Below are 21238 nucleotides of genomic sequence, written 5' to 3'. Positions count from 1 at the left end.
CAGCCAAATAAGACTGTATTCAAAAAAGGTCCGACTCCACTTTCCTACGCTGGTATGATCCAGATCAGGTTCAAGGGTCCGGAAATTCAATTTTCCCGTCTCAGCCTATTCAGGCTCCCCTAGTGGGTATCTTATCTAATTAAATACATTTTACCTGTATGGGTAATTCTTGTAAACCCGTTATTTGTCTAGCGATTCGCTCCAGTCGTGCACCATCGTGCCTTCCAGGAACTTCTCGGCATCCATAGCGGCCATACAACCGGTTCCCGCTGCCGATATCGCTTGACGGTAACGGGTATCCTGTACATCGCCACAGGCGAATACACCCGGGATGTTGGTCTCGGTGGTACCCGGGTTGACCACAATATAGCCATTCTCATCCGTATTGATCTGCCCGCCCAAGAAGGCTGTGTTCGGTGTGTGTCCAATCGCTACGAACACGCCGTCTGCCTCCACCAATTCTGTCAGACCTGTCTCATTGTTAAGCACCGTAAGGCCCTTCACTCCGGTCTCTCCTACCGTTACTTCAACCGGTGTGCGGTTCAAGGCCCAGGTTACCTTGCTGTTGTCACGCGCCCGGTCCTGCATGATCTTCGAGGCCCGCAGCTCGGGACGGCGGTGAACCAGCGTTACGCTGGATGCAAAGCGGGTCAGGAAGCTGGCTTCCTCCATGGCGGAGTCTCCGCCGCCGACGACGACAATCTTTTTATTACGGAAAAAGAAGCCGTCACAGGTCGCACAGGTGCTGACCCCGCGTCCCACATTCTCCTGCTCGCCCGGAATGCCCAGATATCTTGCAGAGGCCCCGGTTGAAATAATAACCGACTCCGCTTCCAATACACCCATTCCGTCCACTGTTACCTTGAACGGACGCTGTGAGAAGTCCACCGACTCCACCCAGCCATTCTTGAATTCAGCGCCGAAGCGTTCCGCCTGCTTGCGCATATTGTCCATCAGGTCCGGACCCAGAATCCCTTCAGGGAAGCCTGGAAAGTTCTCCACTTCTGTCGTCGTTGTCAGTTGTCCCCCCGGCTGCAAGCCTTCAATGACCAGCGGGCTCAGGTTCGCACGCGCCAGATAAATCGCGGCTGTCAGCCCGGCCGGGCCTGTTCCGATTACAATCGTTTTGTACATTACATTGGCCTCCTTACAAGTAGGTGTTCTTACAACAGCAATTGCTTCAAATACGGGTAGTGGACGGCGATAAGCCGCCGGTTCCGGGCAGCATCCCCTTGGGTCCGGGAGCAGCCGCAGGCTCCTGCTCTTCGCCGGGCGAGCCGCCGGCTTCATTCAGGTTCTCCCCGATCAGCCGCTGAAGGCTGAACAATGCCGCCTCCTGCAGGCGGTCCTCCTGCAGCGGCTCCTGCTCCAGAACTCCGCGCAGTACCTCGGACATCTCCTCGTCCTCAATCCAGCGGAGAGCCTCGGTCACCTGAAGCTTCGTAGCGGAATCGCCGTAGCGCAGCGCCCAGAAGAACGAGGCGCGCAGCAGCGGATTATTCCGCACTTCTTCAGTGAATCTGCCTGTATTGCCCTTCCACTGCTTCAGCTGCTCCTGGAAGGGCAGCTGATAGTTATAGCTGACAGCAGGCATAGGGTGTCCTTCTGCCCGGGCCTGCTGGAGCTGGGACAGGAAGAACGCCGGGACAGCGGAAGCAGGGTCCAGCTTGGCTGCCTGTCTCCAGCAGCGCAGCGCCTCATCATGTTTTCCGCTATTGCTTGCCGCCGCGGCACAGTAATGATACAGCCCGGCGTCTCCGGCGACCTCCTCGTCCTTCAGCAGACGGCGGAAATGGCTGTAAGCGGCAGCGTGCCGGCCCAGGATACCCATGGTTGTAGCCATTTTGAATACATGCTCCTGATGGAACGGCACCGTTGCTTCAAGCATACCGAGCAGCGTTTCAAGCTGTTCCTTATCTCCTGCATACTGCAGGAAGATGGCCATATTGCACAGAGCGTGCAGATTGCCGGGGTCTTGCTTCAGCACCTCATTCAGACATTCCTTCGCCTTGGCGAACCGGCCCATATAGAAATGAGCTAGTGCCAGATTATTATGCGCAGCCAAAAAATCCGGGGTACCCGCAGTGATCTCCTCCAGCAGCTCTACAGCCTGAGGGAACTTCCCCTCCTCCAGCAGACTCCGCGCCCGGTCATGCTCTACGACTCCCTCACGGCTGCGGATACGCACCAGCGGAGCAGGCCGGTTCAGCTCATATTGCAGCAGCTCCATCAGCTCTTCGGATTCGGTCATGAACTCGCCGTTAGCATCCTCTTCCAAGTAAGTGACCAGCGAGCGCTCCGCCTCTTCAAAGCTTTCCATATTGGCGAAGTTATTAGCCATGTAGAAATGGCATTCTGTCATAGCGGGGTCGATTTTCTCCAGAACATGGATAAGAATCTCGTTAGATGCGGTATAATTGCCCATCTCAGATAATATACCCGCCATATTGCAATGATTCACCGGATTATCCGGCTCATATTCAACAGCTTTGCGAAAATTTCTTAATGCCTTATCATATTGAAAGCGGTCCAGCGACCGAACGGCTCTTTCAAAGAAAAAATTGGCATCCAGAGTGACCGGAATGACATTACTGTGCTCCGCGGTATTCTCTGAAGTTCTCTCTATCATGGAAGCAAGGCACCTCCCTTGTTTCAGCTTCCCTAGCCTTACCTGTTCGTTTCCATTTATGGTCTCGGCTGTCTTCTTCACACAGTATACCACATGTGGCAACGAGATTCTCAAGTCTCAGAGAGAGAGCTAACGGGAGGGAAAAGCTCAAAAAAAGACGCGGGAGTTAAATCCCCGCGTCTCTGAACAGCTTATCTATGGAACCGCCCTCGATGATAATACGCGTGGCCTCAGCCAGCATGGGAGCTACCGAGAGCACTGCGAATCTGCTGGAATGCTCGTCCGGCAGGGCAATCGAATCGGTAATGACAATCTCGTCGATATTGGGATGATCCATCCGCTCAAGCGCATCCCCGGAGAACAGTCCGTGCGTAGCACAGACGATACTGTTCCGGGCGCCCCGCTCCTTCAGGCCCTCCACCACATTGACGATCGTGGTTCCGGTATCTATAAGATCCTCTATAATGATTGGCGTCCTGCCTTCCACATCACCAATGACATGCGTAATCACCGATTCATTATGCGCCGGACGCTTCTTAATCATGATGGCGAACGGCGAATCCAGCCGGCTGGCCAGCTTCTCCGCCATGGACGCTCGTCCCGCATCCGGGGAGACCACGACCAGATCGGTAAGCCCCTTCACCTTCAGATAACCGCTAATCAGATCAAGCGCCGTCAGATGATCGACCGGAATATTGAAGAATCCCTGTATGGCTGCGGCATGCAGATCAATCGTAATTACGCGCGTTGCACCGGCGGTGGTCAGCACATCGGCGACCATTTTGGCCGAGATCGGCTCACGTGGTGCGGACTTACGCTCCTGCCGGGCGTACCCGTAATAGGGAACGATAATGTTCACCGTTCTGGCCGATGCGCGCTTGGCGGCATCAATCATGACCAGCAGCTCTACAAACAGCTCGTTAATCGGATGAGCCAGGGATTGCACCAAAAATACGTCGCAGTTCCGGATGCTCTCTTCATAATGCACATAAATCTCGCCGCTTTTGAAACGGGTCAGCTTAATCTGGCCAAGCGGCGCACCAAGGCGCTCCGCAATATCAGCGGCAAGCTTCGGATTCGACGAACCGGAAAAAATCCGTAATTGATGATGCATAGTACCCTCCTGGGATTATAAATTTATACGTTGAACGAAACAGATGTACGGCGGCGTCCTTCAAAGACGGCCAGTTCGCGGAAGCCGGTGCGCCAGAGCATGTCCCGGGCCTCTGTTAAGCCGTCTCCCAGCTTCATGGGATCATGCGCATCAGAGCCAACCGTGAGCGGAATGCCCAGCTCAAGCGCCTGAACAAGCACATGCTCTGCCGGGAACATCTCGGCGCACGGCTTGAACAGCCCGGAAGCGTTCAGCTCCATCGCGATGCCGCTGCGGGCAATGACCTTCAGCGTATCCAGCTCAAGCTTCTTAGCCTCCGCCAGGTCCTCCGGCGTCCGGGGTCCGTAACCGAACCTTTTGATGACGTCCATATGTCCTATAATATCATATAATCCTGTTAACGCCGACTTCTGTACAGCATCATAATAGCGGCGGTATACCGCCATGACATCCTGGCCTTCCCAGCCATGGGTCTGCCGGTGGTCGGTAATATCCCATTCTCCCAGGAAATGCACCGAGCCAATTAGATAATCCCACGGATAGGGTGCCAAAAGCTCGCGGATCTGCTCCTCATATCCCTCAATATAATCCGCCTCCAGCCCGACCCGCAGCTCAATCGTGCCCCGGTAGCGCTCCTTCAGCGTAAGGCATTCCTCCACATATCGCGGAAGCTCCGCAAGAGGCATAGCCATCTCGGGATAGTAGTGGTCCGGGTCGACATGGATCAGCGGCAGATGATCCGACAGCCCAAGCTGCTCAAGTCCCAGAGCGATGCCCCGCTGCACATACTCCTCCAGCTTTCCGACCGCATGTCCACAGCGTTCATGATGGGTATGATAATCGATGTGCATGCAGAAAGTTCCTCCTAATCCCGCCGCGGGCGTTCATGGCGGGCGCTCAGCTCTTCCAGAATCTCATCCAGCGGAAGCTTGCGCTCCTGCAGCAGCACCAGTAGGTGATAGATCAGATCGCTGACCTCCAGGCGCAGCTCGGCATTATCTTTGTTTTTGGCGGCAATGATCGTCTCGGAGGCTTCCTCACCGACCTTCTTCAGGATCTTGTCCACGCCCTTGTCGAACAGATAGGTCGTATACGCCCCCTCAGGACGGTTCACCTCACGCTCGGCAATCACACGCTCCAGCTCCCCGAGTACCGCAAACCGGCCGCTCTCTGCTTCAGCAGCGTTCACGGCAGTCCCGGCAGTGTCAGTTACGGTTGCCGGTGAATCGAGCGGAATCTCGCGGAAGAAGCAGCTGTTCTCCCCGGTATGGCAGGCCGGACCCTCCGGCACTACCTTCACCAGCAGCGTATCGCTGTCACAGTCGTAATGGATCGAGGTGATCGCCTGCGTATTGCCGGACGTCCCCCCCTTATGCCACAGCTCGCTGCGTGAACGGCTCCAGAACCAGGTCTGGCCGCTCGCAAGTGAGCGCTGCAGCGACTCAGGATTCATATAGGCGAACATTAATACCTCCAGGGTGCGCGCATCCTGAATGACTGCAGGCAGCAGGCCGGATTCATTCCAGCGGATGCCGGACACTGCCTCCTGCTGGCTTAGTGCGATATCCTTCTTGTCCTCGCTCATCGGATCTCTACTCCTCTTTGCTTCAGATCAGCCTTCAGATCATGAATAGCAATCTCTTTATAGTGAAAAATGGTTGCCGCAAGTCCGGCATCTGCCCGGCCTTCCGTAAATACATCATAGAAATGCTCAATTCTCCCGGCCCCGCCGGAAGCAATCACAGGTATACTCAGCAGGTCACTTACTGCCGCCGTCAGCTTCAGGTCGAAGCCGTCCTTGGTCCCGTCCGCGTCCATACTTGTAAGCAGAATCTCGCCGGCCCCCAGCCGCTCCGCTTCCTTGGCCCAGTTCAAGGCCCGGATACCGGTGGGCGTACGTCCGCCGTGCGTATACACTTCCCATTCGCCCCAAGCCTCATTATATTTGGCATCCATCGCCACTACAATGCACTGGGAGCCGAAGTGACGGGCTCCTTCCAGAATCAGCCTGGGGTTATTTACAGCGGCCGTGTTAATCCCGATCTTGTCCGCTCCGGCACGCAGAATCCGCTTCATATCATCAGGGGTCGAGATGCCCCCGCCCACCGTGAAGGGAATAGCAATCTCACCCGCCGTCTGCCGCACCACTTCAATCATGGTCGCCCTGCCTTCCACAGAAGCGGAAATATCGAGGAATACCAGCTCATCCGCTCCCTCGCGGTCGTACAGCGCCGCAAGCTCCACCGGATCTCCGGCATCGCGCAGATTCACAAAATTCACGCCTTTTACCACACGCCCGTCCTTCACATCCAGACAGGGAATAATCCGTTTCGCCAACATGCCAAGACCCCTCCTTAGTATAGACTTACCGCAATCCGGAGGATTGGCCCAGGGTCTGCAGCGCTTCACCCAGATTAATATTGCCGGTATACAGCGCCTTGCCCACAATCGCCCCGCCGATTCCGCTGCCGCTATGTACGTTCAGGCGCTGCAGATCATTAAGGCTGGTCACGCCGCCGGAAGCGATTACGCTGCGGCCGCTTGCTTTAGCCATAGAGAGAATGCCTTCCACGTTCGGCCCCTGCATCATCCCGTCACGGGAGATATCGGTATAGATGAAGGTCTCGGCACCTTTGGCGGCCAGCTCTCTGGCCAGATCTTCCGCGCGGACCTCAGATGTATTAAGCCAGCCGTGCGTAGCCACATAGCCGTTGCGGGCATCGATGCCGATGGCAACTTTGTCACCGTATTTGGCAAGAACCGCTTCTGTAAAAGCCTGATCATTAATGGCTGCCGTTCCGATAATCACCCGGCTAACGCCAAGGCCCAGCAGCTTCTCGACATCGGCAAGAGTACGGAGACCTCCGCCGACCTGTACAGGAACATTCGCATGCTTAGCAATAGTTCCAATGATGGCATCATTCACGGGGCAGCCTGCTTTGGCTCCGTCCAGATCCACCAGATGGATATACTGCCCGCCCTGCTCTTCCCATGACTTAGCTACCTCTACCGGACTGTCGTTATAGATCGTCTCTTGGGCATAATCACCCTGCTGCAGCCGGACACACTTGCCGTCCCGGATATCAATCGCCGGATATAGGATAAAAGAAGACATGAATACTCCCCGCTTTCATTGCAAATTAGTGATTCAGGCAGGCTAAGCCTGCTGTGCCTGGAGCCTCAGGAAATTACCCAGCAGCTTGACGCCAAGCTCCCCGCTCTTCTCCGGGTGGAACTGCATACCGTAGACATTGCCGCGGCCCACAATAGCCGTTACCGGATGTCCATAGTCTGTGACGGCCAGCAGATCGCTGTCCGCCGCGAGTGCATGATAGGAGTGCACGAAGTACACATGCCCCTCCGTCAGGCCGGCCAGCAGCGGACTCTCCGGCTGGCGGAAGCTCAGCCTGTTCCAGCCCATATGCGGCACCTTGTAGCCGTCCCGGGGGGCGAAGCGCACCACTGCGCCGGGCAGAAGCCCCAGCCCCTTATGCTCGCCATGCTCCTCGCTGCTGCGCAGCAGCAGCTGCATTCCGAGGCAGATGCCCAGCACCGGCTGGCCCGCTGACGCTGCGGCCCGGACGACATCATCCATTCCGCTCTCCCGTAAGTGCTCCATCGCATCGCCAAAGGCACCGACTCCCGGCAGAATGACACTGTCTGCCGCCAGGATCTCGGCGGCATCCGAGGTTACAAGACTCGTATACCCCAGCCGCTCTACGGCCTTGCTGACACTGTGCAGGTTGCCCATGCCGTAATCGACGATTGCAACGGCCATCCTACAGCACTCCCTTCGTTGAAGGCACGCCCTTCACCCGGGGATCTACCAGGGTCGCCTCATCCAGTGCCCGTCCCAGCGCCTTGAATATCGCTTCAATCATGTGATGGGTATTGGAGCCGTAATGAACGATGACATGCAGCGTAATTCTCGCCTCCAGTGCGAACTTCCACAGGAATTCATGTACCAGCTCTGTAGAGAAGCTGCCTACCTGCTGGGAAGGATACGCTGCCCGGTATTCGAAATGCGGCCGGTTACTGATATCGATCACTACCTGGGCAAGCGCCTCATCCATAGGGACGAAGACACTGGCGTACCGCTTGATGCCTTTTTTATCGCCAAGTGCTTCACGCAGAGCCTGTCCGAGACAGATACCGATATCCTCCACCGTATGGTGATCATCGATCTCGATATCTCCCCGTGCCTGTACAGAGAGGTCAAACTGTCCATGCTTCGTGAACAGATCCAGCATATGATTCAGGAACGGCACATCGGTCTCCAGTTCGGAGACCCCGCTGCCGTCCACGGCAAAGGTTAGCTTGATGTCCGTTTCATTGGTTGTACGGCTAAGTCCGGCCTTACGCAGCGCCAGTTCGTTGTTATTGTTCTCCATTTGTGTCTCCACCTTTCGCTTCGTTCGTAAGCCGGATTTCGATGGCGCGTGCATGGCCTTCCAGCCCTTCACGCCGGGCAAGCTCCATAATCGCCGCCCCGTCGCGCAGCAGCGCTTCCTTGCTGTAATAGATCAGGCTGGACTTCTTGATGAAGTCGTCCACATCTACAGGCGAGGAGAACCGCGCTGTGCCATTCGTCGGTATAATATGGTTCGGTCCGGCGAAGTAGTCGCCGACCGGCTCCGAGCTGTACGGCCCGAGGAAGATCGCTCCGGCGTTCTCAATTGCGCCGGTCAGCCCCATCGGGTCGTTCACAACAATCTCCAGATGCTCCGGCGCCAGCCGGTTCACTACGGAGATGCCCTCCTCAAGCGAGTCTACGACGATAATCGCGCCGTAGTTCTCGACCGAGGCCCGCGCGATTTGCTCGCGCGGCAATGCCTTCAGCTGCCGCTCAACCTCGGCAGCCACCGCCTCCGCGAGACGCTGCGACGGCGTCACGAGGATCGCCGACGCCATCTCGTCGTGCTCGGCCTGCGAGAGCAGGTCGGCCGCGATGTAGGCGGCCTCAGCGGTATCGTCGGCGAGCACGACGATCTCGCTCGGTCCGGCGATGCTGTCGATGTCGACAGCGCCGTAGACCTCGCGCTTGGCCAGGGCCACGTAGATGTTCCCTGGCCCGCAGATCTTGTCGACCGGCACGATCGATTCCGTGCCGAAGGCGAGGGCGGCGATGGCCTGCGCGCCGCCTACGCGGTAGATCTCGTGTACGCCCGCTTCAGCGGCGGCCACGAGAATATAAGGATCAATACCTTCAGAGCCGCCCGTCGAAGGCGGCGTCACCATCACGATCTCCGGCACCCCGGCGATCTGTGCCGGAATCACGTTCATCAGCACCGAGGACGGATAGGCCGCCTTGCCGCCGGGAACATAGACGCCCACGCGCTTCAGCGGGCGGATGATCTGGCCGAGGATCGTGCCGTCCGGCTGCAGATCCATCCAGGAATTGCGTTTCTGCCGCGCATGGAACGCACGGATATTCACGGCTGCTGCGCGAATCGCCGTCACGAAGGACTCCTCTACCCGGCCGTAGGCGGCCTCAAGCTCCTCCGGCGTTACGCGCAGCTGCGCTGGCGTCAGTACAGCGCCGTCGAAGCGCTCCGTATAACGGAGCAACGCCGCGTCGCCTTCCCGCTTGATATCGGCCACGATTTCACGTACGGCCTTGTTCTGCTCCGGCGTGCCGTATTCCACCTCACGCTGCAGTTTAAATTCCTTACTGGACTGGATCTTCACCGCCGCTTCCCCCTTGAGCTTATAGTTTTGCTTATATTATTTTACCTGCAACCCCGGTTCTGCAATAACAGCCTGCAGCCGGTCGCACAGCTGTTGAATCTCCTCATTCTTCATCCGGTAGCTTACCCGGTTCGCCACCAGGCGGCTGGTGATCTCGAAGATGCTCGTCATCTCCACCAGACCGTTATCCTTCAGCGTCTGGCCGGTCTCTACCATATCCACAATCCGGTCAGCCAGCCCGATCAGCGGTGCCAGCTCGATGGAGCCGTTCAGCTTCACAACCTCCACCTGCTGGCCTTGCTCACGGAAATACCGCGAAGCCACGTTCGGGTACTTGGTAGCTACCCGCTGCTGAATGCCCGGCTGCCAGTTCGGAAGCCCGATAATCGACATCCGGCAGCGGGCGATCCCGAGATCCAGCAGCTCGTACACATCGCGGCTCTCCTCCAGCAGCACATCCTTGCCGACAATACCGATATCCGCCACTCCATACTCTACATAAGTGGGCACATCCACCGGCTTGGCCAGAATGAACTCCATTCCGGCCTCCGGCAATGAAATCACCAGCTTGCGCGACTCTTCTCCGTCCGGAGGAATCGGCAGTCCCGCCTGGCGGAACAGCTCTGCCGCTTTATTGTAAATCCGGCCTTTCGGCATGGCTACCTTAAGAATCTGTGCCATCAATACCCGCCCCCGTTTCGTGTGTACTCATCATTTCAAAACCACCTGCAGCAGCTCCGCTCACCCATGCTCGCTGACAAACGACACGAACGTGTAGATCTCACCGTACAGCTCGCCCTCTGCCTGAATAGTATCTGCATCCAGCCGCTTCACGGTCTTCAGCTCCTCCGGGCCTGTTGCCAGCCGTGTAACCACAGCATGCCCTTCCGAGCGCAGCCTCGCAGCCTCGGCCAGACCCTCCTGGCGCCGCAGTGCATCGTACTGGACCAGAATCGGCAGTTCTTCCTCTTCCAGCAGCCCGGAGACTCCATCCAGAATACGGTTGGTCTTCAGGGAGAAGCCGGTGGAGGGAATCGGACGCCCGAATTGCTGCAGCAGGTTGTCATACCGGCCGCCGCTGCATACCGGGAAGCCCAGCTCGGAAGCATATCCCTCGAAGGTCATGCCTGTATAGTAAGAGAAATCACCGATCATCGTCAGATCAATCAGCACATGCTCGGAGACACCGTAAGCAACCAGCACCTCCCAGACCTTGCACAGATGCTCGATCGACGCGCGCGCCACCGGATGGTTGCTCAGCTCCAGCGCCTGTCCGCAGATCTCCTTCCCGCCGCGCAGCCGCAGCAGTCCGTCCAGCTCCTGCTTCTGGGCAGTGGATAGCTCAAGACGCCGCAGCGTCTCGCGGAAGGCTACATAATCGCGGCTGAGCAGATGGCTCTTCAGCTCCTCCTGAGCCTGCGGCAAGCCGGATACCGCCTCCTGGAAGAGACCGTCGAGGAAGCCCACATGTCCAATTGCTATTTTAAAAGACTTTACGCCCGCCGCCTGCAGTGAAGCAATTGCCAGCGCGACTACCTCCGCGTCAGCCTCCGGCGAATCATCACCGACAAGCTCTACACCGGTCTGAAAGAATTCCGCCTCCCGCCCGGCCTCTTCTTCAATGGCCCGGAAGACGTTGGCATGGTAGGACAAACGCAGCGGCAGCGGCTCATCCTTCAATAGAGAGGAGACCACACGGGCTACAGGTGCCGTCATTTCTGAACGCAGCACCAGCGCCTGCCCACGGTTATTCAGCAATTTATACAGCTTCTGATCAGATGTAGAGCTGGCTACACCGACAGTATCGTAATATTCAAGAGTAGGTGTAATCATCTGCCGGTAGCCCCAGCGGCTCATACAGTGAAGTACATCCTTCTCGATCTTGCGCAGCTTCGTTACTGCACGCGGGAGATAATCTCTTACGCCGGCAGGCTTTTCAAATCCCTTTGGTTTGGCCATCTTCATTGTTCACCTCATCGGATATGTTAAAGGGTATTATCAAATACTTTATCATGGTAAAGTGGTAGCAAAGTAAAGTAGTGGCAATATCGTATCACGGACCATCCTTTTGCGTCAACAATTCGCTTGAATTCCAGAGTTCCTTTTGCCACCGGGATAAGCGGCGAATATAATAAGTTAATATGATTGTACTTTATTTCCTCCATGAAGTATTCCCGGTATCTAATTCAGAAGCAGAAAGAAGGACTGACGGCTTGAGTACATCCTATATGATTGGCGTTGATATTGGAACCACCAGCACGAAGGCTGTCCTCTTTGAGAAGAACGGAACAATTGTCGCTCAGAGCAATCAGGGCTATCCACTGCATCAGCCCTCCCCCTCTGTTGCAGAACAAGACCCGGAGCAGATTCTGGAAGCCGTGATTCATACCATAGCAGCGGTCATGCAGGAGAGCCTTGCAACACCTGAATCCATTCTGCTGGTCTCGTTCAGCTCCGCTATGCATAGCGTCATCGCTGTAGATCCTGCGGGTAAGCCACTGACCGCCTGTATCACCTGGGCTGATAACCGGAGCAGCCGCTATGCCCGGCGGTTGAAGGATGAATTGAATGGACATGAGCTCTACCTGCGGACAGGAACGCCTATACACCCTATGTCTCCAATCACCAAGCTGATGTGGCTAGGCGAGGAGCAGCCCGAGCTGTTCCGGCAGACCTACAAGTTCATCTCCATCAAAGAATATATTTTCTTCCGGTTGTTCGGAGAATATGTGATTGACCATTCCATCGCCTCTGCCACCGGCATGTTCAATCTGGAGAAGCTCGACTGGGACGAGGAGGCGCTCCGGATTGCCGGTGTTACTCCGGAGCGGCTATCCCGTCCGATCCCGACCACCCATATCCTGCAGGGACTGCTTCCGGAGCTTACCGGAAAGCTCGGTCTGCTCACGGACACTCCGTTTGTAGTAGGCGCCAGTGACGGCGTTCTGTCCAACCTGGGCGTAGGAGCAATGGAGCCGGGGGTAATCGCTGCAACGATAGGCACAAGCGGTGCCATCCGTACTGTAGTTGACCATCCGCTGACCGACCCCAAAGGACGGATCTTCTGCTACGCCCTGACAGACAAGCATTGGGTGATTGGCGGCCCCGTGAATAACGGTGGGATGCTCTTCCGCTGGGTGCGTGATGAGTTCGCCGCTTCTGAAGTAGAGACGGCGAAGCGCCTGGGCATTGATCCCTACGAAGTATTAACCCGGATCGCCGAGCAGGTGCCGCCCGGCAGCAACGGACTGCTCTTCCATCCGTATCTGACCGGAGAACGCGCACCGCTGTGGAATCCTGATGCCCGCGGCTCCTTCTTCGGGTTAAGCATGAATCACCGTAAGGAGCATATGATCCGTGCGGTGCTGGAAGGTGTCATCTTCAATATGTACACCGTATTGCTGGCCATGGAGGAATGTATCGGCGAGCCCGTTAGAATCCTGGCTACCGGCGGCTTCGCCCGTTCGGCGCTCTGGCGGCAGATGATGGCGGATATTTTCGATCAGGAGGTAGTCGTCCCTGAGAGCTTCGAGAGCTCTTGCCTCGGCGCTGTTGTACTGGGATTATACGCCATCGGGCGGATCGATTCCTTGGATGCTGTCTTCAGCATGATTGGCTCCACTCACCGGCATGAGCCGGTTACTGCCCACGCCAAAGCCTACAAACAGCTGCTGCCCATCTTCATCTCGGTATCTCGCAGTCTGGAGGATCAGTATCAGGCTATCGCCGACTTCCAGCGCGAGCAGGCGGGGGAACAGCCCGGCTAACGTGCTTTCCAGAACCGCCTGATTACAGCAAAGCGCCGGACAGCCGCAGATGCGGCCAGCCGGCGCTTTCAATATATGAACTAAGCCTAAGTCTACACTGTCGCCTTTGGCGCTGCTGCCGGCTTCTGCGGTGCAGAGCCGAACACCATCCAGGCCGGCTTCACATAACGGAAGGCAAGCGCAACCACTAGCCAGGAGCCCAGGAGGGCCACCAGCCAGCCGCCCGCTATTGCCGCCGTATAGGCCAGCGATCCGCCGTGGAACGGCAGCTTCCGGTACATGAACAGCAACAGCGGATGGAGCAGATAGATACCGAAGGAGCACGCCCCGGCCGAGAGCAGCAGTCTGCTCAGCAAGCTGCGTCCTGCCCCGTACAGCAGGAAGGACAGCTGGAACAGTACCAGACAAGAGAGCAAGGCATGCAGGTTCGAGAACCCTTCGTACCATAGACTGTTGATTACTGTTTTCTTCGTATAGTTGTTATACCACAAGACCACATGGTAAGCTCCGGCAGCCGCCCATAAGAGCCATAGTACCACCCAGCTTGTCCCTTTACCGGAACGCCAGCCTTCGCGGGAGGGAACCAGCCACTTTTTCAAGGAGCTGTAGTAGATCGCAATCGCCGCACCTAACAGGAAATACGAGAAATACGTAATGGCCAGACTACCCTTGGACAGCTTCCAATACCCGTGGTTCACCATATATTTGTTAAGCAGCACGAAGCCCCACTGTAACGCAAGCCCGATTACTGGTGCCCAGGCCGCGAGATGCCGGACTTTCTGCAGACACCAGAGTATCAGCGGGAACAGCAGATAGAACTGGATAATGATGATGATATAGTAGAGATGTGTATACGCCGTACCCGTCCATAGATACTTGAAGAACTTCCCGCCCATCTCCTGAAGAGGCATCCCCCAGGTATGACCGGCCGTCATTTTCAGTCCAAAATACAGCACCGTAAACACAAGATAAGGCACAATAATATAGATCAGTCTGCGGCTGTAGAATTTGGCCAGTACCTTCCCGCCCAGCGGACGGTCAATATAATTGTAGAACAGGACGAACCCGCTTAAGAATATAAAGGAAGGCACCGCAAACTGGCTGAACTTGTTAATAAACAGAAACGGAGGGAACATGGAAGTGCCCAGTGTCTCAGCCAACGTGCGTGAAGTGGCATGAATGGCGATCACCGCAAAAATAGCGATTGCCCGAAAAATATCAAGCTGTGGAATTCTTTCCTTTTGAGCCATTATGATTCCTCCTGTTTACGCAGCTCGCGGAGCGGATTCCCCCCGACGAACGAACCGGCAGCAACATCTTTGTGAACCACCGATCCCGCCGCAACCGTAGCCCCATCCCCAATCGTAACCCCAGGGAGAATAGTCGTGTTAGCCCCAATCATTACATTCTCGCCGATCATAACTTCACCCAGCCGATACTCCTTGATGAGATACTCATGAGCCAGGATCGTAGTGTTATAGCCGATAACCGTGTTCTCCCCGATAGAGATCTTCTCCGGAAAAAATACATCCACCATCGCCATAAGTCCAAACGCAGTATGCTTACCTATCTTCATCCCGAGCACCCGGCGGTAAATCCAGTTCTTGAGCGGCAAAATCGGGCAATAACGGGCAATCTGGATAAAAATAAAGTTGCGCACACCCTTCCACGGGCTGACCGTGCGATAAATATGCCAGAGCGAATTATGCCCCTCCACGGGATAACGGGTTATCTTTCTCACGGCTGCATAGTCTCCTGCTCCACAATTGAGTACAAGTCCTTCATCTCCTGGATGATGTAATCCGGTTCATAGGTGCGCAGCACAGCCTCACCCTTAAGCGACCAGGCCACTCCTGCTACACGCACACCTGCTGCCTTGGCAGACTGAATATCGACAGCACTATCCCCCACCATCAGTGTCTTGGCTGGATCAACACCCAGATTGGCCACTGCCGTGAGCACCGGCTCCGGATGCGGCTTCGGATGAGTCACATCATTCACCGTAACAATCGTCTCCATATATTTCAGCAGATCGAATTTCTCCAGTGTTCTGAGTGTGGAAGGCCGGATCTTCGTGGTTACTACCCCCATGCGGATTCCCCGGCGCAGCAGTTCTTCCATCGTCTCGTTCACATGGGGAAAAGCATGAACCAACTCGTCATGATGTGCATTGTTGTAAGAACGGTAGGACCGTTCCAGCACGCCGATATCCTCCAGGCCCGAGAACGCGCTTAGCTGGTGATGCAGCGTAGTTCCCATATGCGGAATCATCTGTTCCCGGGTAAGCGCCGGCAGGTTATTCTCCTTCAGCGCATGCATGAACGAATTGATGATCAGCTCATTCGTATTCACAATCGTTCCGTCCAGATCAAATAACACGCATTCTATCATTGATTGTATTACTCCTTTGTTTCCTTATCTTTAGAGGGATCTTCCACCGGCTGAACTGGCTGAGAAGGCTTCTGAGGCGTATTCACAGCACTCTCTGGAACTACCGCATCCGCTGCTGCCGGTTTGGTGCTAATGATCGGGTCCAGGTAATGAGCCTTCGGCTGTCCGCTTACCCGCCGTACAATAATCAGTGCAATGGCGGCCACAATAATGAGCAGCGCGAGCAGCTGAGAGATACGGATATTCCCGTAAGCCGGGTCAAGATAGCCTTGCTCGAAACCCATCCACTTCATTGGACTCCACAGCCCGTTAATGAAGGCTGCCACACCGCTGCTGCCGTCAAAGGCAAGACTGTCCGTACGCAGAGCTTCAATGAAGAAGCGGCCGATGGAGTACCAGATGAAGTAGGACATGAAGATTTCTCCGGCACGGACGAACTTCTGGCGGCGCAGCACCATGAGGAGCAGAATGCCCAGCAGACTCCAGAGTGATTCGTACAGGAAGGTCGGATGGTGAAAAGCATCCCCTATGTACATTTGATTAACGATAAAGTCCGGCAAATGCAGCTTATCCCGCAGGAACGATTCCTCTACCACACCGCCATAGGCTTCCTGGTTGATGAAATTACCCCACCGTCCGATCATCTGGCCTGCAAGCAGTCCGGGAGCACAGATATCCACGATGCGCCAGAACGGATAGCCTTTATAGCGGAAATAAATAATCCCGCAGATAATCGCGCCGATCAGGGCGCCATAAATCGCAATACCGCCATTCCAGACCTTGAAGATATCGAGCAGGTTATCCTTATAGTCTTCCCACTTGAAGGCTACGAAGTATAGCCGCGCCCCAATAATAGCCGATGGCAAGCCCAACAGCAACATATCCATGAAGAACTCCTGAGGAATGTTGAAGCGTTTGCCTTCTTGAATACATAGGAAAAGCCCGGTAAGCGCACCAAGACCCAGAATCAGGCCATACCAGTGAACCGGCAGTGATCCAATCGAGAAGACAATCGGGTCAATCGCTAGTGAATAAAACATGCTCTCACACTCCTAATCGAGATCATCCATATCTTCTGAGATGGTGGCGGTAAGTTTATTCGTAAATTGCAGCGCGGCATTAAAGCCCATTTGCTTGAGCCGGTAATTCATCGCAGCCACCTCGATAATGACAGCGAGGTTACGTCCCGGACGGACAGGGATGGTAACCAGCGGCACATCGGTATCAATAATCCGTGTCGTCTCCTCATCCAGTCCCAGTCGGTCATACTGCTTGTCCTGCTGCCAGGCTTCCAGTCTGACCACCAGAGTAATCCGCTTGTGATTACGGATAGCGCCTGCTCCAAAGAGCGTCATAACATTAATAATCCCGACACCGCGGATCTCCAGCAAGTGACGGATTAATTCCGGTGCGGTACCATGAAGCTGATTATCCGAGGTCTGGCGGATTTCTACCGCATCATCGGCAATCAGGCGATGACCGCGTTTAACGAGTTCCAGTGCGGTTTCACTTTTACCAATGCCGCTGGTGCCTGTAATCAGCATCCCTACCCCATACACATCACAGAGAACACCGTGAATTGTTGCAGTCGGTGCCAGTCTGCCCTCAAGGAAGCTGGTCAGTCTGCTTGAGAAAATCGTGGTCGCCATGGAGCTGCGGAGCACAGGAAGTCCCTTCTCGTTACTGATGTCTACAAGCTCCTGAGGTACATCCAACGCACGAGTAATGACGATACACGGGGTATTGTCGTTACAGATACCGCGTACCCGGCTTTTCCGTTCTTCCTCTGAGAGCATAGAGAAGAAAGCCAGCTCTGTTTTGCCTAGTAGCTGCACACGTTCTTCCGGATAATATTCGAAATAACCGGCCATTTCCAGCCCGGGACGGTTCAAATCATCCACTGTGATCGGTCTTTTCAGACCTTCATGTCCGGATACTACCTCTAATTGAAAATGCTGCACCAATTCCGATACTTTTACCTTCTTAGCCATATATGTGTCCGTCCTTTCGTCACCCGCGGCTTATGCCGCTTCCCCGCATACCGGTTACATCTTTATCCATTCCAGCTACAGGTAATTCTCCTGCTATCTTAATGGATTATGCCAGTGAATGCAATCTTAACCCCAGCGGTTATCGTTCCATTCCACCATGATCATTACAAGAAAAAGCCGCCTAACCAGGCGGCTTTCTTCATTATAAACTATGTTCACCCTGCAGAGATCTTATCCCAGCAGAACGTTAAGTTCGGATTCTTTGTCGAAGATGTGGACTTTGTTCATGTCGATGGCCAATCTAGGCTTACTGCCTTCACGGGTAGTGGAACGTCCATCTACACGTGCAATTACAGTGTTATTGCCAAGACCGCTCAAGTAGAGGAGCATTTCATGACCAAGGTTTTCCGTAACATCAACCATCGAAGTGAAGATTGTGTTAGGAGAAGCTTCCAGGAACACTGGCTCTTCATGAATGTCTTCTGGACGAACGCCCATGATTACATCTTTACCGATGAAGCCTTTGTTACGCAGGATTGTAGCTTTGCCGCCTGGAACTTCAACATCAAGGTTCTCTGCACGGAAACGGACAGCGCCGTTCACTTCGGAAAGAGTACCGTTGATAAAGTTCATGGTAGGGGAACCGATAAATCCGGCTACGAACAGGTTCGTAGGCTCATTGTACAGTTCTTCAGGGGAAGCCGCCTGCTGGATGATACCATCGTACATAACTACGATACGGTCACCCATCGTCATTGCTTCTGTCTGGTCATGCGTTACATAAATACAAGTAGTTTCAAGGCGTTTCACCAGCTTAGTGATTTCAGCACGCATTTGACCACGAAGTTTAGCATCCAAGTTGGAAAGAGGCTCATCCATCAAGAAGACTTGTGGATCACGGACGATTGCGCGGCCGAGAGCGACACGTTGACGTTGACCACCGGACAGTGCCTTAGGTTTGCGTTCCAGCAAGTGCTCGATATCCAGGATTTTCGCTGCTTCGCGCACTTTCTTGTCGATTTCTTCTTTCTTCACTTTGCGCAATTTCAGACCGAAAGCCATGTTCTGATATACACTCATGTGCGGGTACAAGGCGTAGGATTGGAATACCATCGCGATATCACGGTCTTTAGGAGCAACGTCATTCACTACACGGTCACCAATGTACATTTTACCTTCAGAGATTTCTTCCAGACCAGCGATCATACGCAGGGTTGTGGATTTACCGCAACCGGAAGGACCAACCAGTACGAGGAATTCCTTATCTTTAATATCAAGATTGATATCGATTACTGTTGCTTTATCGGAACCCGGGTATTTTTTGAAAATATGCTCTAAACGTACGCCTGCCATTGTATTTCCCCCTCGAGTCTAGTATTGGATTAGAAAATCAAACGCTTTCTTGTACACTTATCTTACCCCAGAGCCGGCCTCATGGCTATTTGCAAGGTTCACAAAAAACCTATTTTCTTTTCGTCACTTTATACAATAACATGGCAAGCTTCACAATAGCGGCATCCCCAAAGCTGCGGACATCGGCCCCCGTCTCCTGTTTAATCTTGTCCAGCCTGTAGAGCAGCGTGTTGCGGTGAATGTACAGCTTCTTGGCGGTTTCACTGACATTGCAGTCCATTTCAAAAAAACTCTCCAGCGTCAGCAGCATTTCCTTATCCGCCAGTACCGCCGTGTAATCACCGATCTGGCCCAGCAGCTGTCTCCGCCGGTCATCCGGAATACTGTTAACCAGCCGCTCCATGTGCAGCTCCCACGGCAGATGAATATAATCACCTACCTGGAAGATACGGCCAAGAATAATGGTCTCCCGCAGCAAGGCGACTGCTCCTGTCAGACCTTTAACCGGGATAATGGCTGGAGAGACGGCCAGATGGAAGACGCCAACCCACTCGCTGGCAATCAGTTCATGCAGCCCCATAGAAGTCTGTGACAGCAAATCCTCAGCACTCTCTTCCTCATCCTCTTTATCATCTCCGCCTGTGAGGAGTTCCTTACGGGCTAAAATTAACCATTCCTTATCCTGCAGGGGAACCAGCAATACATCATTCTCGAAATAACTGCGCAGCAGCTTCATTAAGGAGCGATACGTCATCTGCGGATTATGAACATTCTCGCTTACCAGCATGAACGGAATCATATCTCCGAACAGCCGGCCCTTCAGCGAGATTTCATCCGGGATCTCCGCATCGTCCTTCTCCTGCTCCAGTTGGGCATTCAGCCAGCCGCTAAGCTGCCGCGCCTCCATCTCCCCTTCTTCCTTGAACCCGGTTGCCTTCAGCGCTACCGCAAAATTGCGTCCGGCATAATTCACCAGCTCCAGCTCCAGCGACGACAGCCCCTCTGTCTCCACCCACACTGCTGTAACACGGCCATCATTCTCATATAGGGGAATCCAGAGATAACCCTCATGAATGACCGGCAGTTCCTGATCCTTATCCGTACTTATGCCAAAAAGTGAAGCGGAATGCTGTCTCCCCAGCTGCTTGATTCCGGTCCTCTTTCCGGTAAGTTGCTCCAATTTTTGACGCAAACCCTCACTATCCATCATCACCATTCTCCACCACTTTTGCTTTTTTCGCTTATTTTATCATATTTTGCTGTAAAATGCGGAATTTGCGCTTACGAGCATACTTGTATCATGAATCAAAATACAAAAAAGGCCACCACCCTAAAGTGATGACCGTTTGACTTAAGATGAGCCATGAAGGACTCGAACCTTCGACACCCTGATTAAAAGTCAGGTGCTCTACCAACTGAGCTAATGGCTCCTAAAAAGGGATGGAGGCTGATGGATTCGAACCACCGAACACGTACGTGAGCAGATTTACAGTCTGATGCGTTTGGCCACTTCGCTAAGCCTCCATGATGGTGGCGCGGGAGGGAATCGAACCCCCGACACAAGGATTTTCAGTCCTTTGCTCTACCGACTGAGCTACCGAGCCATAAACAAACCTAAAAACAAAAAAATGGCGGAACAGGGCGGGATACTCTTCACTCCGTTACGAGATTGCGAAGTATTCCTTACGATGCCTATGCTTCAACAAACCCAGGGAATTCTCATCCCTTATGCCATTGAAAATGGCGGAACCGACGGGATTCGAACCCGCGATCTCCTGCGTGACAGGCAGGCATGTTAGGCCAACTACACCACGGTTCCACAATTTGCTCTTAAAAATGGTGCCGGCGAGAGGACTTGAACCCCCAACCTACTGATTACAAGTCAGTTGCTCTACCAGTTGAGCTACACCGGCACGGTGTAAGGCAATACAATTCGAACATAAAAATGGTGGAGGCTGAGGGGTTCGAACCCCCGACCCTCTGCTTGTAAGGCAGATGCTCTCCCAGCTGAGCTAAGCCTCCGGGTATGTATGGTAGCGGCAGAGGGGATCGAACCCCCGACCTCACGGGTATGAACCGTACGCTCTAGCCAGCTGAGCTACGCCGCCACACTACAAGTATTGGATTTATAATGGCGGAGAGAGAGGGATTCGAACCCTCGCACCGCTTACGCAGTCTAACCCCTTAGCAGAGGGTCCCCTTATAGCCACTTGGGTATCTCTCCAAATTAATGGTAGCCATGTAAATCCGCACAGGAAATTGATTCCTGAAAACTGAATCCGAAACGAATCTGCGTGTTAGAAAT

At 54.3% G+C, this 21238-nt stretch carries 20 protein-coding genes, 8 tRNA genes and 1 riboswitch; of the genes, 1 reads left to right on the top strand and 27 read right to left on the bottom strand.

Annotated features, from left to right (window positions below):
- Nucleotides 1–24 precede the first annotated feature (24 nt).
- A riboswitch (TPP riboswitch) is annotated at nucleotides 25–131 on the bottom strand.
- A 49-nt stretch (nucleotides 132–180) separates the two neighbouring features.
- From trxB to NST26_RS00085, 12 genes are all read right to left on the bottom strand, one after another.
- Complete coding sequence (trxB, locus tag NST26_RS00140; RefSeq protein ID WP_036726252.1) at nucleotides 181–1134, bottom strand: thioredoxin-disulfide reductase; 954 nt, start codon at nucleotides 1132–1134, stop codon at nucleotides 181–183.
- Nucleotides 1135–1180: 46 nt separating this feature from the next.
- Nucleotides 1181–2629 (bottom strand): tetratricopeptide repeat protein, encoded by a 1449-nt coding sequence (locus tag NST26_RS00135; protein ID WP_339252785.1) that lies wholly within the window; start codon nucleotides 2627–2629, stop codon nucleotides 1181–1183.
- A gap of 166 nt (nucleotides 2630–2795) precedes the next feature.
- Nucleotides 2796–3743, bottom strand: coding sequence for a ribose-phosphate diphosphokinase (locus NST26_RS00130; protein WP_036726251.1), 948 nt, complete (start codon nucleotides 3741–3743; stop codon nucleotides 2796–2798).
- Nucleotides 3744–3766: 23 nt separating this feature from the next.
- Nucleotides 3767–4594 carry a histidinol-phosphatase HisJ gene (hisJ, locus tag NST26_RS00125; protein ID WP_340956853.1) on the bottom strand — a complete coding sequence of 276 codons (828 nt, stop codon included), beginning with the start codon at nucleotides 4592–4594 and terminating at the stop codon, nucleotides 3767–3769.
- A gap of 14 nt (nucleotides 4595–4608) precedes the next feature.
- Nucleotides 4609–5328 (bottom strand): bifunctional phosphoribosyl-AMP cyclohydrolase/phosphoribosyl-ATP diphosphatase HisIE, encoded by a 720-nt coding sequence (gene hisIE / locus NST26_RS00120; RefSeq protein ID WP_340956854.1) that lies wholly within the window; start codon nucleotides 5326–5328, stop codon nucleotides 4609–4611.
- The gene (gene hisF / locus NST26_RS00115; protein WP_340956855.1) at nucleotides 5325–6083 is read right to left on the bottom strand and encodes an imidazole glycerol phosphate synthase subunit HisF; all 759 of its coding nucleotides are present in this window, start codon (nucleotides 6081–6083) and stop codon (nucleotides 5325–5327) included. Before hisF ends, hisIE begins: the two co-directional genes overlap by 4 nt.
- Nucleotides 6084–6108: 25 nt before the next feature.
- Nucleotides 6109–6858: a 1-(5-phosphoribosyl)-5-[(5-phosphoribosylamino)methylideneamino]imidazole-4-carboxamide isomerase gene (hisA, locus tag NST26_RS00110; RefSeq protein ID WP_339252779.1), complete on the bottom strand. Its 750-nt coding sequence runs from the start codon at nucleotides 6856–6858 to the stop codon at nucleotides 6109–6111.
- A gap of 42 nt (nucleotides 6859–6900) precedes the next feature.
- Nucleotides 6901–7521, bottom strand: a complete 621-nt coding sequence (gene hisH / locus NST26_RS00105) for an imidazole glycerol phosphate synthase subunit HisH (RefSeq protein ID WP_340956858.1) — start codon at nucleotides 7519–7521, stop codon at nucleotides 6901–6903.
- Between the two features lies 1 nt (nucleotide 7522).
- Nucleotides 7523–8134, bottom strand: coding sequence for an imidazoleglycerol-phosphate dehydratase HisB (gene hisB / locus NST26_RS00100; protein ID WP_340956860.1), 612 nt, complete (start codon nucleotides 8132–8134; stop codon nucleotides 7523–7525).
- Nucleotides 8121–9431, bottom strand: a complete 1311-nt coding sequence (gene hisD, locus NST26_RS00095; protein ID WP_340956862.1) for a histidinol dehydrogenase — start codon at nucleotides 9429–9431, stop codon at nucleotides 8121–8123. The genes hisB and hisD overlap by 14 nt, the downstream gene beginning before the upstream one ends.
- Nucleotides 9432–9467: 36 nt before the next feature.
- Nucleotides 9468–10112 carry an ATP phosphoribosyltransferase gene (gene hisG / locus NST26_RS00090; protein ID WP_036726240.1) on the bottom strand — a complete coding sequence of 215 codons (645 nt, stop codon included), beginning with the start codon at nucleotides 10110–10112 and terminating at the stop codon, nucleotides 9468–9470.
- 60 nt (nucleotides 10113–10172) lie between these two features.
- The gene (locus tag NST26_RS00085) at nucleotides 10173–11390 is read right to left on the bottom strand and encodes an ATP phosphoribosyltransferase regulatory subunit (RefSeq protein ID WP_340956864.1); all 1218 of its coding nucleotides are present in this window, start codon (nucleotides 11388–11390) and stop codon (nucleotides 10173–10175) included.
- A gap of 269 nt (nucleotides 11391–11659) precedes the next feature.
- Here NST26_RS00085 and gntK point away from each other — a divergent pair, with 269 nt between their 5' ends.
- A complete protein-coding gene (gntK, locus tag NST26_RS00080) occupies nucleotides 11660–13198 on the top strand; it encodes a gluconokinase (RefSeq protein ID WP_445323357.1) in 1539 nt (512 codons plus the stop codon).
- A 92-nt stretch (nucleotides 13199–13290) separates the two neighbouring features.
- Here the strand turns inward: gntK and NST26_RS00075 are convergent, their stop codons facing one another.
- The 15 genes from NST26_RS00075 to NST26_RS00005 form a co-directional block, all read right to left on the bottom strand.
- The gene (locus tag NST26_RS00075) at nucleotides 13291–14448 is read right to left on the bottom strand and encodes an acyltransferase (protein ID WP_036726238.1); all 1158 of its coding nucleotides are present in this window, start codon (nucleotides 14446–14448) and stop codon (nucleotides 13291–13293) included.
- Nucleotides 14448–14939, bottom strand: coding sequence for an acyltransferase (locus NST26_RS00070; protein ID WP_076077035.1), 492 nt, complete (start codon nucleotides 14937–14939; stop codon nucleotides 14448–14450). Before NST26_RS00070 ends, NST26_RS00075 begins: the two co-directional genes overlap by 1 nt.
- On the bottom strand, nucleotides 14936–15589 hold the full coding sequence (ppaX, locus tag NST26_RS00065; protein WP_036726235.1) for a pyrophosphatase PpaX: 654 nt from the start codon (nucleotides 15587–15589) through the stop codon (nucleotides 14936–14938). Before ppaX ends, NST26_RS00070 begins: the two co-directional genes overlap by 4 nt.
- Nucleotides 15590–15597: 8 nt before the next feature.
- Nucleotides 15598–16629, bottom strand: a complete 1032-nt coding sequence (gene lgt / locus NST26_RS00060) for a prolipoprotein diacylglyceryl transferase (RefSeq protein ID WP_036726233.1) — start codon at nucleotides 16627–16629, stop codon at nucleotides 15598–15600.
- Nucleotides 16630–16641: 12 nt separating this feature from the next.
- Entirely contained in the window at nucleotides 16642–17580 is a 939-nt protein-coding gene (hprK, locus tag NST26_RS00055; RefSeq protein WP_036726232.1) for an HPr(Ser) kinase/phosphatase, read from the bottom strand.
- Nucleotides 17581–17811: 231 nt separating this feature from the next.
- Nucleotides 17812–18933: an ABC transporter ATP-binding protein gene (locus tag NST26_RS00050; RefSeq protein WP_036726231.1), complete on the bottom strand. Its 1122-nt coding sequence runs from the start codon at nucleotides 18931–18933 to the stop codon at nucleotides 17812–17814.
- A gap of 109 nt (nucleotides 18934–19042) precedes the next feature.
- Nucleotides 19043–20125, bottom strand: a complete 1083-nt coding sequence (locus tag NST26_RS00045; RefSeq protein WP_340956867.1) for a PucR family transcriptional regulator — start codon at nucleotides 20123–20125, stop codon at nucleotides 19043–19045.
- A 165-nt stretch (nucleotides 20126–20290) separates the two neighbouring features.
- Nucleotides 20291–20363: transfer RNA gene (locus NST26_RS00040), tRNA-Lys, on the bottom strand.
- Between the two features lie 11 nt (nucleotides 20364–20374).
- A tRNA-Tyr gene (locus NST26_RS00035) sits at nucleotides 20375–20457 on the bottom strand.
- A 4-nt stretch (nucleotides 20458–20461) separates the two neighbouring features.
- Nucleotides 20462–20537: transfer RNA gene (locus NST26_RS00030), tRNA-Phe, on the bottom strand.
- 137 nt (nucleotides 20538–20674) lie between these two features.
- Nucleotides 20675–20752, bottom strand: a tRNA-Asp gene (locus tag NST26_RS00025).
- A gap of 18 nt (nucleotides 20753–20770) precedes the next feature.
- Nucleotides 20771–20846, bottom strand: a tRNA-Thr gene (locus NST26_RS00020).
- Nucleotides 20847–20879: 33 nt separating this feature from the next.
- Nucleotides 20880–20955 (bottom strand) — tRNA-Val (locus tag NST26_RS00015).
- A gap of 9 nt (nucleotides 20956–20964) precedes the next feature.
- A tRNA-Met gene (locus NST26_RS00010) sits at nucleotides 20965–21041 on the bottom strand.
- Nucleotides 21042–21065: 24 nt separating this feature from the next.
- A tRNA-Ser gene (locus tag NST26_RS00005) sits at nucleotides 21066–21157 on the bottom strand.
- Nucleotides 21158–21238: the final 81 nt, after the last annotated feature.

Origin of the sequence: Paenibacillus sp. FSL R7-0128, from assembly GCF_038002245.1 — a bacterium.
Lineage (GTDB): Bacteria > Bacillota > Bacilli > Paenibacillales > Paenibacillaceae > Paenibacillus_AQ > Paenibacillus_AQ silagei.
Note: the sequence above shows the minus strand (reverse complement) of the source record. Positions and strands in the feature narration are given on the sequence as shown.